23 protein-coding genes are annotated in these 18223 nt (G+C 53.8%); 16 read left to right on the forward strand and 7 right to left on the reverse strand.

The window, feature by feature from the left end:
- The first annotated feature begins 52 nt into the window (after positions 1-52).
- A complete protein-coding gene (locus FD38_RS02005; RefSeq protein WP_057730673.1) occupies positions 53-595 on the forward strand; it encodes a GNAT family N-acetyltransferase in 543 nt (180 codons plus the stop codon).
- 2 nt (positions 596-597) lie between these two features.
- Here FD38_RS02005 and FD38_RS02010 read toward each other — a convergent pair whose 3' ends face one another.
- The 4 genes from FD38_RS02010 to FD38_RS02025 all read right to left on the reverse strand — a co-directional run bounded on the left by FD38_RS02010 (position 598) and on the right by FD38_RS02025 (position 2574).
- Positions 598-1113 carry a GNAT family N-acetyltransferase gene (locus FD38_RS02010; protein WP_057730675.1) on the reverse strand — a complete coding sequence of 172 codons (516 nt, stop codon included), beginning with the start codon at positions 1111-1113 and terminating at the stop codon, positions 598-600.
- Between the two features lie 19 nt (positions 1114-1132).
- Positions 1133-1585: a MarR family winged helix-turn-helix transcriptional regulator gene (locus tag FD38_RS02015; protein WP_057730676.1), complete on the reverse strand. Its 453-nt coding sequence runs from the start codon at positions 1583-1585 to the stop codon at positions 1133-1135.
- Positions 1586-1701: 116 nt separating this feature from the next.
- Positions 1702-1887 carry a PspC domain-containing protein gene (locus FD38_RS02020; RefSeq protein WP_057730678.1) on the reverse strand — a complete coding sequence of 62 codons (186 nt, stop codon included), beginning with the start codon at positions 1885-1887 and terminating at the stop codon, positions 1702-1704.
- 24 nt (positions 1888-1911) lie between these two features.
- Positions 1912-2574, reverse strand: a complete 663-nt coding sequence (locus FD38_RS02025) for a histidine phosphatase family protein (protein WP_057730680.1) — start codon at positions 2572-2574, stop codon at positions 1912-1914.
- 171 nt (positions 2575-2745) lie between these two features.
- Here FD38_RS02025 and FD38_RS02030 point away from each other — a divergent pair, with 171 nt between their 5' ends.
- From FD38_RS02030 to FD38_RS02040, 3 genes are all read left to right on the forward strand, one after another.
- The gene (locus FD38_RS02030; protein ID WP_057730682.1) at positions 2746-3396 is read left to right on the forward strand and encodes a polyphosphate kinase 2 family protein; all 651 of its coding nucleotides are present in this window, start codon (positions 2746-2748) and stop codon (positions 3394-3396) included.
- Between the two features lie 156 nt (positions 3397-3552).
- Positions 3553-4722, forward strand: coding sequence for a hydroxymethylglutaryl-CoA synthase (locus FD38_RS02035; protein ID WP_057730684.1), 1170 nt, complete (start codon positions 3553-3555; stop codon positions 4720-4722).
- Between the two features lie 153 nt (positions 4723-4875).
- On the forward strand, positions 4876-5316 hold the full coding sequence (locus FD38_RS02040; RefSeq protein ID WP_057730686.1) for a nucleoside 2-deoxyribosyltransferase: 441 nt from the start codon (positions 4876-4878) through the stop codon (positions 5314-5316).
- Positions 5317-5371: 55 nt separating this feature from the next.
- Here FD38_RS02040 and lexA read toward each other — a convergent pair whose 3' ends face one another.
- Positions 5372-6001: a transcriptional repressor LexA gene (gene lexA, locus FD38_RS02045; RefSeq protein ID WP_057730688.1), complete on the reverse strand. Its 630-nt coding sequence runs from the start codon at positions 5999-6001 to the stop codon at positions 5372-5374.
- Between the two features lie 187 nt (positions 6002-6188).
- Here lexA and FD38_RS02050 point away from each other — a divergent pair, with 187 nt between their 5' ends.
- From FD38_RS02050 to FD38_RS02065, 4 genes are all read left to right on the forward strand, one after another.
- On the forward strand, positions 6189-6437 hold the full coding sequence (locus FD38_RS02050; RefSeq protein ID WP_057730690.1) for a DUF896 domain-containing protein: 249 nt from the start codon (positions 6189-6191) through the stop codon (positions 6435-6437).
- Positions 6438-6534: 97 nt separating this feature from the next.
- Positions 6535-6765 (forward strand): YneF family protein, encoded by a 231-nt coding sequence (locus tag FD38_RS02055; protein ID WP_057730691.1) that lies wholly within the window; start codon positions 6535-6537, stop codon positions 6763-6765.
- 135 nt (positions 6766-6900) lie between these two features.
- A complete protein-coding gene (locus tag FD38_RS02060) occupies positions 6901-8664 on the forward strand; it encodes an ABC transporter ATP-binding protein (protein ID WP_057730693.1) in 1764 nt (587 codons plus the stop codon).
- On the forward strand, positions 8651-10444 hold the full coding sequence (locus tag FD38_RS02065; RefSeq protein ID WP_057730695.1) for an ABC transporter ATP-binding protein: 1794 nt from the start codon (positions 8651-8653) through the stop codon (positions 10442-10444). Before FD38_RS02060 ends, FD38_RS02065 begins: the two co-directional genes overlap by 14 nt.
- Positions 10445-10517: 73 nt before the next feature.
- On the opposite strand, the gene FD38_RS02070 is transcribed toward FD38_RS02065, so the two are convergent.
- A complete protein-coding gene (locus tag FD38_RS02070) occupies positions 10518-11210 on the reverse strand; it encodes a lysophospholipid acyltransferase family protein (protein WP_057730697.1) in 693 nt (230 codons plus the stop codon).
- Between the two features lie 105 nt (positions 11211-11315).
- Between FD38_RS02070 and FD38_RS02075 the strand changes: the two genes are divergently transcribed.
- From FD38_RS02075 to FD38_RS02085, 3 genes are all read left to right on the forward strand, one after another.
- The gene (locus FD38_RS02075; protein WP_057730699.1) at positions 11316-12065 is read left to right on the forward strand and encodes a tRNA1(Val) (adenine(37)-N6)-methyltransferase; all 750 of its coding nucleotides are present in this window, start codon (positions 11316-11318) and stop codon (positions 12063-12065) included.
- Positions 12058-12327: a GIY-YIG nuclease family protein gene (locus FD38_RS02080; RefSeq protein WP_057730700.1), complete on the forward strand. Its 270-nt coding sequence runs from the start codon at positions 12058-12060 to the stop codon at positions 12325-12327. Before FD38_RS02075 ends, FD38_RS02080 begins: the two co-directional genes overlap by 8 nt.
- 101 nt (positions 12328-12428) lie before the next feature.
- The gene (locus FD38_RS02085; protein ID WP_057730702.1) at positions 12429-13424 is read left to right on the forward strand and encodes a D-2-hydroxyacid dehydrogenase; all 996 of its coding nucleotides are present in this window, start codon (positions 12429-12431) and stop codon (positions 13422-13424) included.
- Between the two features lie 59 nt (positions 13425-13483).
- On the opposite strand, the gene FD38_RS02090 is transcribed toward FD38_RS02085, so the two are convergent.
- Positions 13484-14200 (reverse strand): HAD family hydrolase, encoded by a 717-nt coding sequence (locus FD38_RS02090; RefSeq protein ID WP_057730704.1) that lies wholly within the window; start codon positions 14198-14200, stop codon positions 13484-13486.
- 238 nt (positions 14201-14438) lie between these two features.
- Here FD38_RS02090 and rpsB point away from each other — a divergent pair, with 238 nt between their 5' ends.
- The 5 genes from rpsB (at position 14439) to FD38_RS02115 (ending at position 18153) form a co-directional block, all read left to right on the forward strand.
- The gene (rpsB, locus tag FD38_RS02095; RefSeq protein ID WP_057730706.1) at positions 14439-15242 is read left to right on the forward strand and encodes a 30S ribosomal protein S2; all 804 of its coding nucleotides are present in this window, start codon (positions 14439-14441) and stop codon (positions 15240-15242) included.
- A 148-nt stretch (positions 15243-15390) separates the two neighbouring features.
- Positions 15391-16275 carry a translation elongation factor Ts gene (gene tsf / locus FD38_RS02100; RefSeq protein ID WP_057730707.1) on the forward strand — a complete coding sequence of 295 codons (885 nt, stop codon included), beginning with the start codon at positions 15391-15393 and terminating at the stop codon, positions 16273-16275.
- 148 nt (positions 16276-16423) lie between these two features.
- The gene (pyrH, locus tag FD38_RS02105) at positions 16424-17149 is read left to right on the forward strand and encodes a UMP kinase (protein ID WP_057730709.1); all 726 of its coding nucleotides are present in this window, start codon (positions 16424-16426) and stop codon (positions 17147-17149) included.
- Between the two features lie 5 nt (positions 17150-17154).
- Entirely contained in the window at positions 17155-17712 is a 558-nt protein-coding gene (frr, locus tag FD38_RS02110; RefSeq protein ID WP_057730712.1) for a ribosome recycling factor, read from the forward strand.
- Positions 17713-17736: 24 nt separating this feature from the next.
- Positions 17737-18153: a hypothetical protein gene (locus FD38_RS02115; RefSeq protein WP_057730714.1), complete on the forward strand. Its 417-nt coding sequence runs from the start codon at positions 17737-17739 to the stop codon at positions 18151-18153.
- Positions 18154-18223 lie beyond the last annotated feature (70 nt).

Consider the following 18223-nt stretch of genomic DNA (forward strand, 5'->3'; position numbering starts at 1 on the left):
CGTTTTCGTGTGGTATGCTGAAGGAACGTTGAAAGTAAAGGAGATGGCAACGATGTTAACCTATCAGGTCACACCAGAATTAGCGTTGGCGGTTCCACGGCCCGCTAAGGATGCGCCAGCGTTATTTGCGCTGATTGACCAGGACCGAGAAACCTTAGGCAGGTACTTGCCGTGGGTGGCCACGACCCGAACGGTGGCCGATGAGCTGGCCTTTCTACGGCTGGTCAATCAGCATTTAGGACAGGGCACTTCTTTGAACTTGGTCGTGTGGTTACCCCAGCAACCCGTGGGCATGATCAGCTTTAACCGGTTTGATTCCGTGAACCACAGTGCCGATATTGGCTACTGGTTGGGGGCACCCTTTCGGGGACAAGGGCTCATGACTCAGGCGGTACGGGGGATGTGCGACTTAGCGTTTCGCGACTATGACCTGAATAAGGTCATCATTCGCGCGGCCGTGGATAATCTGGCCAGTAACGCGGTCGCGCGGCGGGCCGGTTTTCAACCCGAGGGGCGGTTGCGACAAAACGAGCGGTTAGCCGACGGGTATCACGATGAGTACCAGTACGGGTTGTTGCGGGAGGAGTGGCGCTAAGATTAAAGATCTTTGGCGTAAATCAAGTCGGTCTGGGGGTCACTGCCCAGCGTAAAGGTGTGTTGGCCAACCTGGTGGAACCCCAGCCGGTGGTAAAAGTTTTGGGCGTTGAGGTTGTGTTCCCAGACGCCCAACCAAATCTGGGCCTTACGTTGGCGTTGGGCTTGTTCGAGCGCCAACTGAAAGAGGCGTTGGCCCAGGCCCTGGTGCTGAAACGCCGTACGGAGGTAGATCCGTTCAATTTCCAGGTCGTTGGGCCCCATGGCTTCCGTCTGGGCGGCCCCGGTGTTGAGTTTCAGGTACCCGGCCACCGTGGTGTCTTGGTAGAGCAGGTAAAATTGCGACTCGGGATCGGTCAGTTCTTGGGTCAGTTGAGCGGAAGAATAGGCCGTATCGAGATAGGCAGCCAGGTCGGCGGGGGTGTTCTGCGCGCCGAACGTGGCGGTGAAGGTTTCGCGACTGACGGCCTGGAGCGTCGCTAAATCATCGAGGGTGCAGGGTTTAAGTTGACTAGTCATTAAAAAGACTCCTTTAGGATTAATAGTGGCGAGTTTGGCCCCGTTGAACGGCTTCCCAGTCGGCGGCCACGTTCCGCCGAGCACGTTGCAGTAAGTGCCCCAGTTGGGCCTGTTCGGTGGGGGTGAGGTCTTGCAAGGCGACCTGCGTAGAATGGGTGTTTTCGGCGATGACCCGGGCATAAATCGGTTGAGCCTGGGGGGTCGCAAAAAGGTGACGAATTTTATGGTTGGTGGCATCGGGGCGTTTTTCGACGAGTCCCTGGGCCACCAATTTTTGTACGGCGCGAATAACGGTGGAACGTTCCACCATGATCAGTTTACCCAGGTCCTCCTGAATGATGCCGGGGTGTTCGCAGATACGTACTAGGTACAGGTACTGACCTTTGGTTAACTGGTATTGTTTGAATTCAACGTTACTAATTGAGTCTAACGCGCGAGCAATCATGCCAATCTCGCGTAAAACGTCGGGCATCGGACGCACTTCCTTTCGGGAACGGCCCCAGTGTATCATAATTTTGATGTAAATGCATCAAAAATTCTATAAAAAAACACCGCTCAGGCTCCTGAGCGGCGGTGTAAAGCGGTAATCTAAGCTGGATCGCCCATAATCATCCACAGAATCAGGTAGGCGATGAGGCCCGGAAAGGCGGGGGTGATGGCGAGCAACACGAAGATGATCCGTGCTAGCGTGGGGTTCCAGCCCCAGTGTTCGGCTAACCCGCCGATCACACCAGCGATGACCCGGTTATTGAGGGAACGGTGAATGTTTTTCATCAGGGAACACTCCTTTGAGAAAATTTAGGATTGAAAGTCGACCTTGTTGAAGAAGTCGACGTGGATGTCGTCGTCCGTGATCTCTAACTTGGTAATACTGCCGTTGATGGTGGCGACCCCTAAATCAAGGTCGGGGGCGTAGCGGTCAACGATGGAGCGAATCGTCATGCCGTGAGAGACCACCAGCACCTCATCGCCATCCTGGGAGTTGGCCCGTAATTTATCGAAGCCACGGTCTAAGCGCTTCCAAAACATGTCGTTGTTTTCCGCTTCGCCGTACAGGTCTGCCTGGTGGATCAGGTCGCGGGCCTTTTCCAACCCGTAAGTGCCCAGCACCGCGGATTCGGAGGTCAGCTTGACCTGGGCCCCAACGAATTGCCACATCTGATTGAGGTCGTTGCCTTCGAAGTAACCGTGGCATTGCTCCCGAAATTCGGGGTACTGGTAGCTGACGATGTTCATGTTGGCGGGATTCTGCCGCAGCGCAATGTGCGCCGTTTCGATGGCCCGCCCGGAGTCACTACTGTACGCGGCAACGAAGGGGATGTTTTTTAACTGTTCCCCGGCCCGTTTCGCGTCGGCGCGACCCTTTGCGGTCAATGGTGAGTCGATCCACCCCTGAACCTTGTTATAGTGGTTCAGCATGGTTTGTCCGTGACGCACAAAATAAGCAGTAATTTTTTTCATAATTGAGACTCCTCTTCATCGACATAGGTACAAGTTAAGTATAGCAACTCACCTAACAGAACGCTAAGGTTTTGGTGGCCAAAATCCGGACGTAAGACGTTTTACGAAGACAAAATAACCGCGCTAGGGGGTAAACATGTTATGGTAAACATAAAGCTAGGAGATGAGCGTATGGACTTAACACCATATCGGTATGACGGCAAGCACAACATGGATCTGACGCAGTGGCCAACGCAGGAAATCGCGGCCAACGCGGACGAGATTCGGGAAAGTGATTTGGTTACGTTACAAAAGCTGCAACGGCGACTATTCGCCCAAAAGGAAAACGGCGTCGTGGTCATTTTGCAGGGGATGGACACCGCCGGTAAAGACGGCTTGATCCGCCACGTTTTCAGCGGACTGAATCCGTCCGGAACCCGCGTAGAGAGCTTTAAGCAACCCACGTCGGTGGACCTGCAACACGATTTCTTGTGGCGGATCAACCAGGCGTTACCGGCTAGAGGGGAGATCGCCATCTTTAACCGCTCACAGTACGAAGACGTGCTGATCAGTCGGGTGCACCCCGAAATCTTGGTGGGCCAACACCTCCCCGACGTGCAGACGGCCGCCGACGTGACCGACAAATTCTTCAAGCGCCGGTATCACGACCTGCGGCATTACGAACAATACCTGCGTCATCAGGGGATTGTGACCTACAAGTTCTTTTTGCACCTGTCCTACGACGAACAGACGGCGCGCCTGGCCAAACGCTTGGCGTTACCCGAAAAAAACTGGAAGTTCGACCCCAGTGACCTGAAGAAACTAGAAGCGGGGAAACTCTAGTCGAATTGTAGCCTACAAAAAGCCATTTAATCCCGAATTAACGGGATGGTTACCGTTCTAATTGTAGCCTGCAATGATAGGAAAACTTGCCGATAATCCCCGAAAAATGGTAAGGTTAATGCCAGTAATTCATGGCTTTCAAGGAGGACAAGCAACATGACCGTAACGGTGGGAATTGATCGACTGGGGTTTTACACCCCCCAACTGTATTTAGACATGACGGCGTTGGCGTTGGCGCGGGGGGAAGACCCCGCTAAATACCACGTGGGCATTGGCCAGGACAAACAGGCGGTGATTCCGCCGACCCAAGACGTGGTCACCATGGCGGCCAACGCGGCGACCCAGATTCTCACTCCCGCTGATTTGGCGGACGTTAAAATGGTTTTGTTCGGGACCGAATCGGGGATCGACAACTCCAAGGCCACGGCGGTCTATCTGGCCCACCTGTTAGGTTTGGCGCCCGATACCCGGGCCGTCGAGCTTAAACAGGCCTGTTATGGGGCCACGGCTGGCCTACAGTTGGCGGCCGATTACGTGCGGGCCCGGCCCGCGGCGAAGGTGCTGGTGATTGGTGCCGACATCGCTCGTTACGGGTTGCGCACAGCCGGTGAGGTCACTCAGGGCGGGGGAGCCGTGGCTATGTTGGTCACAGCGGACCCACAGATTTTCGCTCTCGACCCGATCAGTACCTACCACACGGCGGACGTGATGGATTTCTGGCGGCCACTGGACCGGACCGAAGCGCTGGTGGATGGGAAATATTCGACCAACGTGTACCTGGATTTCTTCAAGGAGACCTGGACGGCTTATCAGCACCAAACGGGTCGGACGATTGCCGATTTCGCGGCAATGGTGTTCCACTTGCCGTTCACCAAGATGGGGCGTAAGGGCTTGCGTCAGGTCTTACCGGAAGCCACCGCCGCACATCAGCAGGAGTTGACCGCGGCCTTTGAGGCCAGTCAATTGGACAACCGGAATGTGGGGAACTTGTACACCGGCTCGCTGTATTTGAGCTTGTTATCCCTATTACGGCACGGCGCGTTACGGGCGGGCGATCGTCTGGGCTGCTTTAGCTACGGCTCGGGAGCGGAAGGCGAGTTCTACAGTGGTACGGTCCAACCCGATTATCGCCGGGGCTTTGATGATGCAGCTTTGACGGCCATGCTTACGAACCGGCGAGCCGTCAGCGTGGCGGAGTACGAAAGTATCTTCCAGCAACAGCTCCCGAACGACGGGCGCGACGTGCAACTACCGGTGGGGACCGATACGGCGCCCTTTTATCTGGCCGGCCGGCAGCACCAACAGCGGCAGTACCGGCGCCGGTAGGTCGATTGTTTTGGGTTACGGCCCGAACGGTGGAAAAATCGCCCGAATATAACTTGATTAATATAAAATTCCGGACAATTCGTAAAAATATATCGCTAAAAGTTAACTTTTTCGCTATAATAAACGTACTTAAGAGAAAACGAGGAGATTAACGTGACGAATATCTATTTAGCAGGACCCTTTTTTGATGACGAACAGTTGGAACGAATCGGCCGGGCCGAACAGGCCTTAGCCCAAAACCCGCAAGTGGGGCACGTTTTTAGCCCCCGGGCCCATGAAGTCCGCGACTTCGAGATGGGGACGCCGGCCTGGTGTGCCAAGACCTTCAAGATGGATACCGACCAGATTGATGCCGCCGACGTGGTAGTGGCCTTGGCCGATTACGTGGATGACCAAGTAGATTCCGGAACCGCCTTTGAAATCGGGTACGCCTACCACAGCCATACGCCCGTGATCCTGGTTCACGAAAAGGACAACATCGTCAACTTGATGTTAGCCGAAAGCTTACAAGCTTACCTGACCCACACGGACGACCTGGTGACCTACGATTTCGCGCAGTTACCGGCTAACCGGTACGAGGGCGAAGTGATTTAAAGCCCACGAAAAAAGCATTTCCCGTCGCGACGGGAAATGCTTTTTTAATGCTGATTTAGTGAACGTCGTCGCGGAACAGGCCCACGACTTTGCCCAAAATGGTGACTTGATTCAGAATAATGGGGGCCATGGTGTCGTTTTCCGGTTGGAGCCGGTAATGGTCGGCTTCCTTGAAGAACCGCTTGCACGTGGCTTCGTTGTCCTCGGTCATGGCAATCACCACGTCGCCGTTGTCGGCGTTTTGTTGCCGGCGAACGATGACCTGATCACCGTTTAAGATGCCGATGTTGATCATGCTTTCACCGCGGATGGTCAGCATGAACAGCTGATCTTCGCTGCTTTCAAATTCCGGTGGAACCGGGAAATAATCCGTGGCTTCCTGGACGGCTAAGATGGGTTCCCCGGCTGTCACGGTCCCGAGTACCGGGATCTGGGTCTGTTGTTCGTGAACGCCTAATTCTTCCAAACCGGCCGCCGTGACCTCTAAGGCCCGGGGCTTAGTCGGGTCCTTGGTCAGCAAGCCCTTTTTTTCTAGGCGGGCGATGTGGCCGTGAACCGTCGAGGTCGAAGACAGTGAAACGGCTTCCCCAATTTCCCGAACAGTCGGCGGGTAGCCCTTTTCGTTAACCCGTTCCCAGATGAAGCGTAGAACGGCAATTTGTTTACTCTCAGAAGCTTTGGTCATAATATTGCCACCTCGTTCGTCATTCGTAGTATAGTTTAACCCAATTCTAGCATAGGTAGCGAACGTTTTCAAACAGATGTTCGGGTAAATGAGTTGAATTCTGAAATTAACCCTGATATGATTAGGTGTGTTTTGAATCAACGTCATCATTAAAACTAAAAATCAATTAAGGGAGTGTCAGCAGGTTATGGCAGAAACCACGATGGATACGTTACTGGTGCGGATTAACGAATTGGCACACAAGGCCAAGCAAACGGAATTAACGGCCGCCGAAAAGGCCGAACGGGCCGACTTACGGCAACAATACCTCAAGCTCTTTCGGGAAAGCTTTAAAAGCCAGGTCGAAATGATGCAAGTCTACGACAAGAACGGTAAAGAAGTGACCCCCGAAAAGGTGCGGCAGGTCCAACGCGAGAAGGGCTTACGGAACGATTAAGTCTGGAGAGTGGGTCTTTTTGAGATTCGCTCTTTTATTTTGGGTTAAGTTTGTGTAAAATTGTCTAATGAATGCTTTTGTAAGGGAGGGAAACGTCTTGTCAACTGGAATTTGGATCCTCATCGTGATCGTCGTCGGAATTGCCTGCGCTGTCGGGGGCTTCTTCGGTGCGCGTAAATACATGGAAAACTACCTGAGAGACAATCCGCCTATTAATGAAGATCAATTACGAGCCATGATGTTACAGATGGGGCAAAAGCCATCACAACGGAAGCTTCATCAAATGATGAATGCCATGCAACAACAATCCCGTAATACTAAGAAATAACTTCGTTAACGGAAGACTCGTCGCCGATGGTTGGTGACGAGTCTTTTTGATTGCTTTTTTAAGGGCCTGCGCTAGACTAGTTAAGTCTGCTATAATTGGTTTCTAATCATATTTTAATCTAAGGAGGGATACTGGGTGAGTATCTTTAAAAAATTGGCTTGGTATTTCCGACTCGAGTGGCGGCGTTATTCGGTGGGGGTCTTAGGCCTATTACTGACCGCCATCATCGCCATCGTGCCGCCCCGCATCATTGGCAACATGGTCGATAGTATCCACGGGAGGACCATGACCGCGTCGCTACTGGCGATTGATCTGGCCATCGTGGCCGGGGCCGCGGTGGCGCAGTACCTGACGCGTTACATGTGGCGCAACGCCATCTGGGGTGGGGCCGCCCGACTCGAACAATTGTTACGCGACCGGCTGTTCCGGCACTTTATGGGGATGGACCGGACCTTCTATCAACGCTACCGGACCGGTGACCTGATGGCCCACGCGACCAACGACTTGGAAGCCGTTCAACGGGTGGCGGGGGGCGGAATTTTGCAGTTCGCCGATGCCATCATCACCGGTGGGACCACGCTGATCGCCATGATGGCGCTGATCAATTGGCGGCTGACCCTCTTGGCCGTGATCCCGTTCCCGTTTTTGGCGGGGGTCTCTTGGTTTCTAGGGCAAAAGATTCACCGGGCGTTTGGCAAGTCCCAAGCGGCCTTTTCCCGGCTGAATAACAAGGCTCAGGAAAGTATCAGCGGCATCAAGGTCATTAAGGCGTTGGGGCAGGACCAAGAAGACGTGGCCGACTATAACCAACAGATCGATCAGACCATTCGGATCAACCGGCACGTTAATCACCTGGATTCGCTATTCGATCCGGGGATCACGCTGATCATTTCCGTATCGTACGTGGCGACCATCGTGTTAGGGGGGACCTTCGTGATGCAGGGGACCATTACGATTGGGAACCTGGTTTCCTTCATTAGCTACCTGGCGATGATGGTCTGGCCGATGTTTGCCGTGGGGATGTTGTTCAATACCATGGAACGGGGCAACGCCAGCTATGACCGGGTCATGGAACTGTTGGATCAGCAAAGTAAGGTCATTGACAAAACGGACGGGCTAACGACGCGGCCGCAGGGGGCCCTGAACTACCACGTGACGCAGTTCAATTATCCCGACGACGAACAGACCAGTCTACACGACATCAACTTTGACCTGGCGGCCGGCCACACCCTGGGTATCGTGGGCCGAGTGGGTGCCGGTAAGTCGTCCATCATGAAGTTGATCTTACGCGAGTTTGACGACTATCAAGGTGAAATCAAGTTTGGGGGGCACCCCATCAAGGATTACGCGCTCGACAGTTATCTGCCGGCCATCGGCTACGTACCGCAGGAAAGCTTCCTGTTCTCCGATAGTATTCTGGAGAATATTCGCTTTGCCCGGCCCCAGGCGACGGAAGCCCAAGTGGTCGCCGCGGCGAAAAAGAGTGATCTGGCCCACCAGATCGCCCAATTACCGGCCGGGTATGCCACCCAGGTCGGCGAAGATGGCATCTCGCTGTCCGGGGGCCAACGCCAACGGTTAGCGATTGCCCGGGCGTTATTGATCAACCCGGAACTTCTGATCTTAGACGATGCGTTGTCCGCGGTCGACGCGGAAACCGAAACCGAGATTCTCGCGAACCTGCGCCAAGAACGGGCCAACAAGACCACGATCATCGCGGCGCACCGGTTGAGTTCGGTGATGAACGCCGATGAGATCATTGTGATGGATCACGGGCAAATCATCGAGCGCGGGGACCACGCCAGCTTGATGGCCACCCACGGGTGGTATTATCAGATGTTTACGCAGCAACAATTAGAAACGCGGGTCAAGGGAGGCGAGACGAATGGCCACGAATAACGCAACGGAATCGGCGTGGGCGCACAGCATGTCCACCAAGGAACAACTGACGGTCATTAAGCGACTGATCAAGTTCGCCGCCCCGTACAAATGGTTCTTTATCGGGTCGATTCTCTTCTCGGCGCTGATCAGCGGCATCAACGTTTTCTTGCCGTGGTTGCTTCAGTTATACATGGACCACTACCTACGGCGGGGGTCGGCCACGCTTAGCATCATGTGGCTGTTCGCCGGGCTTTACCTATTCGGTATGGTGGTCAAGGCGGTGACCCAGTATTGGCAGAACTACACCAGTACCATGGGTGCCGAGTACATGCTAGAGGGCGTACGCCGGCACCTATTCGCCGATTTGCACGGCAAGGGGATGCGCTACTTTGACCAGACTCCGGGGGGCTCGATTTTGTCCCGGTTGATGAACGACACCATGACCTTTTCGAACTTCTGGGCACTGTTTAACACGCTGATTTTTGCCGTGTTTGCGGTGATCACCTCGATCATTGCCATGGTGCTGACCGATTGGACGGTCGCGTTAGCCACGCTGATCCTAGTGCCGGTTTTGCTCTTTGTGATCTGGTACTATCAAAAATTTAGTTCGCGGGTCTACCGGCGCATGCGGGAACGCTTGAGCGAGCTCAACACGAAACTCAGCGAAGCGATTACCGGAATCAGCGTGATCCAGGAATTCCGGCAAGAAAAGCGGATGGCGACACGGTTTGAAAAGACCAACGAGGCGTACTACGGCACGCGGCGGGCCATGATTCGGACCAACTCGTTACTGCTGAGTCCCATGATCAACCTGCTTTACGCCTTAGGGACGGTGATCGTCCTGGGGCTATTCGGCTTACGCGGCATGCACGAAGTCGTGGCCGCCGGGGTCGTCTACGCGTTTATCACCTACCTGAACAACTTCTATAGTCCGATGAGTCAGATGATGGACAGTCTGAGCGACTTTCAAAACGGGATGGTGGCCGGTTCGCGGGTCTTGAAGATTCTAGACGACCGGACCTTAGCACCGCAACAACACCCCGTGGCCGGGGCTCAGATCACCCAGGGAAAGGTCGAATTTCGGCACGTGACGTTTGGTTACGATCCTGAACACCCGGTCTTAAAGGACGTGTCCTTCGTGGCCGAGCCGGGACAGACCGTGGCGTTGGTCGGCGAAACTGGGTCGGGGAAGACCTCGACGATCAACGTGCTAATGCGCTTTTACGAGTTTCAAAGTGGTCAAGTCCTGATCGACGGTCGCGACATTCGCGAGTATCCGGCCGCGGAACTGCGGGCGAAAATGGGGCTGGTCCTTCAGGAACCGCAACTGTTCTACGGAGATATCCAGAGTAATATTCGGATGTTCAATCCCGCGATTACCGACCAGCAGGTCCACCGGGCGGCCCAGTTCGTGCAGGCCGATGAGTTTATCGACCGGTTACCGCAGGGTTACGCGACGCCGGTCTTGGAGCGTGGGACCGAATACTCGGCTGGTCAGCGCCAGTTAATCACCTTTGCGCGGACCGTGGTGACCGACCCTAAGATCTTGATCCTAGACGAAGCCACGGCCAACGTCGATACCCAGACGGAAACCATGATTCAGAATGGCCTGTCGCGCTTACGGGCCAACCGGACCACGGTGGCCATCGCGCACCGGTTATCGACGATTCAAAACGCCGACTTGATCCTGGTCCTCCATCAAGGACACATTGTCGAGCGCGGAACCAACGATGAGCTGATGCGCCAACAAGGGTACTACTACGACATGATCCAACTGCAAAATGCGGCCCACGCTTAGGTCCTAACTCGTGCCGCATTCAGGACGTAAAAAAACGCGTCTGGGAATTTTCCCAGGCGCGTTTCGTGTTGCGTTACTTCTTTTCCAGTTTCTTTTCGGCCTTTTCCTCGGTTTGGGCGAGCTTTTCGGCTTTGGCGGCGCGTTTTTCACCCGTCACGTCCACGTAATGGAAGGTTGGATCGATTTCGCGGTCCAGTTGGTCGAAGGCTTGTTGCATCTGTTGTTCGACCTGGGCTTGTCCCGCCTCGTCGAGCTTTAACTTGCGGTCGACGGTGATCGGTTGGCCGTAAGCCACGGTGACCGGTTTGCGGGTGAGCAATTGCTTAAAGGTCAACGGCCCTTGGTAGACCGCGGGAATCAGCGGCACCTTGGCCATCTTGGCGATGACGGCCGCGCCCCCCTTGAGTTCGGCGGAATGCCGACTGCCGGACGGAAAAATGATCAGCGATAGGTCACCCTGTCGTAGGATCCGGACCGGCGTTTTGATGACCGAGGGCCCCGGATGATCACGATTTACCGGAAAAGCATTGGCATGGTTTAAAATCCATCGTAAAATTGGGTTTTGGAACAATTCTTCTTTAGCCATAAAACTAAACTTCCGGGGACTGGCGCCCAACGCAAAGTAGATGGGGTCAAACCAGGTCCGGTGGGGACCCACTAAAATGTAGGGACCGTCCGGTAAGTCTTCGCGGTGCAGGTATTTCGCGTGTCCGTTGATCAACGCCAACAAGACGCGGATGAACCCGCGTAAAAACGAATAGAACATGGGTGACGCACTCCTCTCACAGTGGAACTCTATCTGTCTAGTATGCAAAAAAAGGCGGGAGGTTGCAAGCAATCTCCCCATAATTTGAAAGGATGGGATGCCGGAATGGGGCAACCACAATTACGTCCGGGCGAACGAATCGACCAACTTTATAGTCAAGATATTCAAATTATCCAGAGTCCCGAGGTCTTTGCCTTTTCCTTAGACGCCGTGTTACTAGCGGCCTTCGCCAAGGTACCGGCCAGGGCCAAAAGTTTGACGGTGGATCTGTGCGCCGGGAACGGGGCCGTGGGTTTATTCATGAGTCCGCGGACCAGCGGGCAGATCGCCGAGGTCGAGTTACAGCCCCGGCTGGCCGACATGGCCCGCCGTAGCGTGGCGTTGAACCAATTAGACACGCAGATGACAGTTTATGAAGGAGACCTGGCCACGGTCAACCAGTGGATCCCCAAGGATTCGGCCGACGTGGTGACCTGTAACCCGCCGTATTTCGCGGACCTTCCGGATAGCCAAAAGAATCCCAACCGCTACCTGGCGATTGCGCGCCACGAGCTCACGACCACGTTAGCAACGGTGGTGGCCACCACCAGTGGGTTGCTCAAGATGAACGGGAAAGCCTACTTCGTGCACCGGCCCGACCGGCTACTGGAACTCTTGACGCTGATGCAGGCCCAGCGGCTGGTCCCCAAGCGGATTCGGTTGGTCTACCCCAAGCCCGGCAAGGAAGCCAACATGGTCTTGGTGGAAGCGATTAAGGATGGTAAGCCCGGCGGTCAACGTTTCTTGGCGCCACTAACGGTCTACGACGCCACCGGCCACTACACTGCGGAAGTGGGGCGGCTCTTGTATGGCTAAGACCTATTACTTTTACGTGTTACTCTGCGCGGATAACTCGTTATACGGCGGGTTTACCACCGACGTTGCCCGGCGATTTGCGACTCATCTGGCGGGGAAGGGCGCGAAGTACACCCGCACCCACCACCCCGTGCGGGTTCTGTATCAGGAGGCCTTTACCACCAAGCACGACGCCTTACACGCCGAATGGGCCTTCAAGCATCAGTCCCGGCAAAAGAAACTCCGATTTCTCGCTAATCAGGGAGTTACGCTTACTCGGTGAACTTTCCGAAAGCGTTCTCGTGAAGATTTAAAACGTTTCATGATAAGATGGGGACGTAGCTTAATGATGTGACTCAGCAACGACTTAAGGAGGAACTGACCGTGAAGATTATTGCTTATGGAATTCGAGACGACGAACGACCGTACTTAGAACAATGGTCACAGGCCCAGGGAATTGACGTGAAAGCCGTGGGTGACCTGTTGGACGAAACAACGGTGGACCTGGCGAAGGGGTATGACGGCGCCGTGGTTTACCAGCAAAAGCCGTACACGGCGGCTGTTTTGGATAAACTGGCCGCTAACGGCATCACCAACCTGTCGTTACGTAACGTGGGGGTCGATAACGTCGACGCCGACGCCGTTAAACGTAACGGGTTTAAGGTGACCAACGTGCCGGCATATTCTCCCGCAGCCATTGCCGAGTTTACGGTGACCGAATTGATGCGGTTACTGCGGCGGACGCCGACCTTTGACCGCAAACAGGCTCAAGGAGATTTGCGGTGGGCCCCCGACATTGCCGACGAACTGAATTCGATGACCGTGGGGGTCGTGGCCACCGGCCGGATTGGCCGGGCGGCGTTGAAGATCTACCAAGGCTTCGGGGCGAAGGTCATCGCCTACGACGTCTTCCACAACCCGGAACTGGAAAAGCAGGGACTCTACGTGGACACCTTGGATGAACTTTACGCGCAGGCCGACGTCATCTCCCTGCACGCGCCCGCCACCAAGGATAACCACAACATGTTAAACGACGCGGCCTTTGCCAAGATGAAGGACGGCGTGTGGATCTTGAATCCGGCGCGGGGTGCCTTAGTGGACACCGACGCGTTGATTCGCGCCCTGGACAGCGGTAAGGTCGCCGGCGCGGCGTTAGACGTTTACGAAAACGAAGTGGGCATCTTCAACACCGACTTCGGCAGTTTCGATGCGGTTCCGGACGAACGGTTGAAGAACCTGATGCGCCGCGATAACGTCCTGATTAGTCCGCACATCGCCTTTTACACCAAGACGGCCGTGAAGAACATGGTCCAATACGCGTTGAATAACAACAAACAACTGATCGAAACGGGTCAGGCAGAAAACGAAGTTCAATTCTAATGATACGCAAAAATCCCATCTCCGGGATATTCCGGGGATGGGATTTTGTGTGTGGCCGGTTAAAGTTGCATGACGCCACTGAGGGCGAGTAAGAGGTTCTGCAACTCGGTGGGGTCCTCGACGGTTTGGTCGGGGGTCCAGTCACCATCCGGCATTTCGAAGTTGCGATGGTTAAACCAAAAGGCTTGCCAGCCGGCTTTTTTAGCCGCACGAATGTCGAGACTGTAGCAATCACCAACGTACACGGTTTCGCTGGCCCGAAGATTCAACCGCCGATTCATCATGGTGAAAATCTGCGGGTCAGGTTTGGCCACCCCGGCTTCTTCGGACGTCAAAATGGTGTCGCGCTCGATCCAGCGGTGCATTTGTAGGCGCATGACCTTGGCCAACTGATAATCCGTTTTACCGTTGGTAATAATGCCCAGCTGGTACTGATCTTTAAGTTGATCGAGGGCCGTGGCCAGACCGGGAAAAAGCTTGATGTCCTGGAGACCTTGGGCGTAAGCGTCCTGAAAGGCCAGGGCAGCTTCCGGGGTCACCGGGGGCAAGTCTTGGGCGTGTAAGGCGGTATTTAGCCGGGTCACCGTCCACTCTTCTGCCGTCCGTCGGCTCATAAATTGCTTAGCCAGTTGGCCACTTTGTCGCCGGTAAGCCTGAAACGTCCGGGTCAGATCAAAGCTGGTCGGCACCTGAATAATCGGCGCTAAGGCCGCCACGAACGGCGCCTTTTGGTCATAGAGCGTGTCATCAACATCGAAGACGACCGCTTTTATCATGTGCATGTCCTCCTGTCTAAGTTCCCTAGCAGTTTATCATACCTCCGGGCAATTGCCAATTTTTTCTAAAGTTTTTCCGGTTTTGCCTTGTGTTTAGCCGGGGGCTTTTGTATAATAACTGTCGGTGCGTATGCGCCAATTCACACCTTGCGTGATGGGTGCGGGGGTGCTCGTGAAGAGTTCCGCGACCAATTGAGCGCAGGGGAGGAAATCAAAAACTATTTGGAGGCATTTTATCATGGCTGTTATTTCAATGAAACAACTGCTCGAAGCCGGTGTCCACTTTGGTCACCAAACGCGTCGTTGGAACCCAAAGATGAAGCAATACATCTTTACGGAACGGAACGGCATCTACATCATCGACTTACAAAAGACGGTGAAGTTGATCGACGCTGCTTACAACTACATGAAGGACGAAGCATCTAAGGGTGCCGTTGTTCTGTTTGTCGGGACTAAGAAGCAAGCTCAAGACTCCATCGAAGAAGAAGCTACCCGTGCGGGTCAATTCTACGTTAACCACCGTTGGTTAGGTGGGACTTTGACCAACTGGGAAACCATTCAAACGCGGATCAAGCGTCTGAAGAGCTTGAAGAAGATGGCAACTGACGGGACGTTCGACGTCTTACCTAAGAAGGAAGTTTCCTTGTTGAAGAAGTCTCAAGACAAGTTGGAACGGTTCTTAGGCGGGATCGAAGACATGCCTAAATTGCCTGACGTGATGTTCATCGTTGACCCACGTAAGGAACAAATTGCGGTTCATGAAGCACAAAAGTTGAACATCCCGATCGTTGCCATGGTTGATACCAACACCGATCCAGATGACATCGACGTTGTGATTCCTTCTAACGATGATGCTATCCGGGCCGTTCGCCTGATCACTTCCAAGATGGCTGATGCCATTGTTGAAGGTCGTCAGGGGGAAGACCAAGTTGACGAAAAGACTTTCGAAGGTAAGAAGGATGACGCTGCCAAGGATGGCCAAGCGAAGTCTGACAACTCGATGGAAGACATCGTTAACGCCGTTGAAGGCGACAACAAGTAATTAAATGCAAGGTTCCCCGTTCGGGAACTTTCCAAATACACGCTTTAAAGCACCTTAGGCTGGCTTAATAAGGACCGTTAATGGCCTGAGATTAGGTCAGCCTTTTTTAGGCGCAAACGTTATTGATTATAAAAGGAGGCCATTACACATGGCAAGCAAGATTACTGCGGCACAAGTTAAAGAATTACGGGACAAGACCCAAGTTGGGATGATGGACGCCAAGAAGGCCTTAGTTGCCTCCGAAGGTGACATGGACAAGGCCATCGACTTCCTGCGTGAAAAGGGAATCGCTAAGGCCAAGAAGAAGAGTGGTAACGTGGCCGCTAACGGGTTGGCTAAGGTCGTGGTGAACGGCAACGATGCCGCCATCATCGAAGTGAACTCCGAAACCGACTTCGTGGCCACTAACGACACGTTCAACGGTTTAGTTGATACGATCGGTGACACGATTGCCAAGCAAGAACCCGCTGACTTGGACGCTGCTTTGGCCTTGAAGACGGCCGATGGCGAAACCATCCAAGAAGCCATCATTAAGACCACGCAAGTGACTAGCGAAAACGTTCAATTACGGCGTTTCGCTGTCGTTAAGAAGACCGACAACCAAGTCTTCGGTGCCTACTTACACCAAGGCGGTCAAATCGCCGCTGTGGTGGTCTTAGACGGTGCTGATGAAGCAACGGCTAAGGATGTTGCGATGCACGTTGCGGCCATCAACCCAGAATTCGTTTCTAAGGACGACATTCCAGCCGACCGCTTAGCTCACGAACGCGAAGTCTTGAAGCAAGAAGCCTTGAACGAAGGTAAGCCGGAAAAAATCGTCGAAAAGATGGTTGAAGGCCGGTTGCACAAGTTCTTGTCCGAAATCAGCTTAGCCGACCAACCATTCGTTAAGGATGGCGACCAAACGGTGAGCCAATTCGTGGCCAGCAAGGGTGGCAAGTTAGTGACCTTTGTCCGTTACGAAGTTGGTGAAGGTATCGAAAAGCCAACGGTTGACCTGGCCAAGGAAGTTCAAGACCAAATCAACGGTTAATTTTTGAGCAAAAAGCGTAGCCGCAGCTCGCGGTCTACGCTTTTCTTATGAGCAGATTTTAGGAACAGGGTGATTTCGTGGGCCCTGACTATCACTAATTCGGGGAATATGATAGAATTGTTCTCAGAATACAATAGGAGGAAACGCAATGGCGGACGTAAAGTATCAGCGAATCATGTTAAAGCTCAGCGGTGAGGCTCTCGCCGGGGATAAGGGATTTGGAATTAATCCTCCCGTCATTAAGACGGTGGCCCAAGAAATTCGGGACGTCTACAACTTAGGCGTTCAAATTGCCATCGTGGTCGGTGGCGGTAATATGTGGCGGGGTGTGGCCGGTTCCCAAATGGGAATGGAACGCGCTCAGGCCGATTACATCGGCATGTTAGCCACCATCATGAACGCTTTGGCCCTGCAAGACAACTTGGAATCCATTGGGGTCCCAACGCGCGTGCAGACCTCAATCGAGATGCGGCAAATCGCTGAACCCTATATTCGGCGGAAAGCGATTCGGCACCTGGAAAAGGAACGCGTCGTGATCTTCGCCGGGGGAACGGGTAGTCCCTACTTCTCCACGGATACCACGGCGGCATTGCGGGCGGCTGAAATCAACGCGGATGCCATCTTGATGGCGAAGAACGGCGTTGACGGCATTTACTCGGCAGATCCGAAAAAGGACCCCAACGCGGTGAAGTTCGACCAATTAACGCAGTTGGACATCATCAACAAGGGCCTGCACGTCATGGATACCACGGCAAGCTCATTCTCCATGGATAATGATATCCCAGTGGTGGTCTTTAACCTCAACAAGAGTGGCAACATTCGTAAGGTGGTTGAAGGCGCCAACATCGGGACGACAGTTTATAGTAAGGGGTAAGACAGATGGCAGATCAGATCATTACCACAGCAGCAAGTAAGATGAAAAAAGCGGAAGACGCCTTAAAGCGCGAATTGGGAACGATTCGGGCTGGGCGGGCCAACGCTAGTATTTTAACCCGGGTCATGGTGGACTACTACGGTCAACCAACGCCGCTGAACCAGGTGGCCTCGATCACGATTCCCGAACCCCGGGTCTTAATGGTGACGCCCTTTGACAAGTCGGCGTTAGACGACGTGGAAAAGGGAATTCTGGAATCCGACGTCGGCATTACGCCGGCCAACGATGGGACCGCCATTCGGTTGGTCGTGCCCCAGTTGACCGAGGAACGCCGGAAGGAAATCGCTAAGCAGGTCAAGGCCACGGCCGAAGAAGGTAAGGTAGCGGTACGTAACGTGCGGCGCGAAGCCATGGACGGCCTGAAGAAGGGTCACAAGGCCGGCGATTACACCGACGACCAACTCCACAACCTAGAAGACCAAGTCCAAAAGGAAACGGACAAGGCCATCAAGGGTGTGGACGCCATTGCGGCGGACAAGGAAAAGGAAGTCTTGACGGACTAGGCATTAAGTAAGGAGTGTTGAATGATGGCAGAAGATAACCAACAAGATGACATTGAAATTACCCCGGGTTCTAAGGAATTTGGGAAGATGGTTTTCCGTTTAAACAACCCGGTAAACGCGGAAAATGTTTCGGTTTTAAACTATAACGGGGCAGAATTGGAACAGATTCAAGACGGTGTTTACGCGCAACCGGCTTTCGTGAGTGATGACTTCAACTTGTTCTTCATCGTGACCCAGTTAATCGGGGACGACTGGATCGTGGCTTTTTCGAAGGCTAAAATCGAAAACGACAACGAGATTACCGACCTCTCCGACCCAATCCCGACCGGGGAAGGGTTGAACATGTTAGGGCAAGTCAGTGCGGACGACGCCAACAACCTGCTGAGCTATTTTGGCACGTTGGTCGATGCGAAACGCGGTGAATGGCGGTTAATCGAGTAGTCGACTAAAAGCTAAAGTTTTCGCTCAATTTGGGGGCTAGGATAGTATCCTGGCCCTTTTTTTGTTAAGA

The sequence above is a fragment of the Levilactobacillus zymae DSM 19395 genome, from assembly GCF_001434115.1.
Classification (GTDB): Bacteria; Bacillota; Bacilli; order Lactobacillales; family Lactobacillaceae; genus Levilactobacillus; species Levilactobacillus zymae.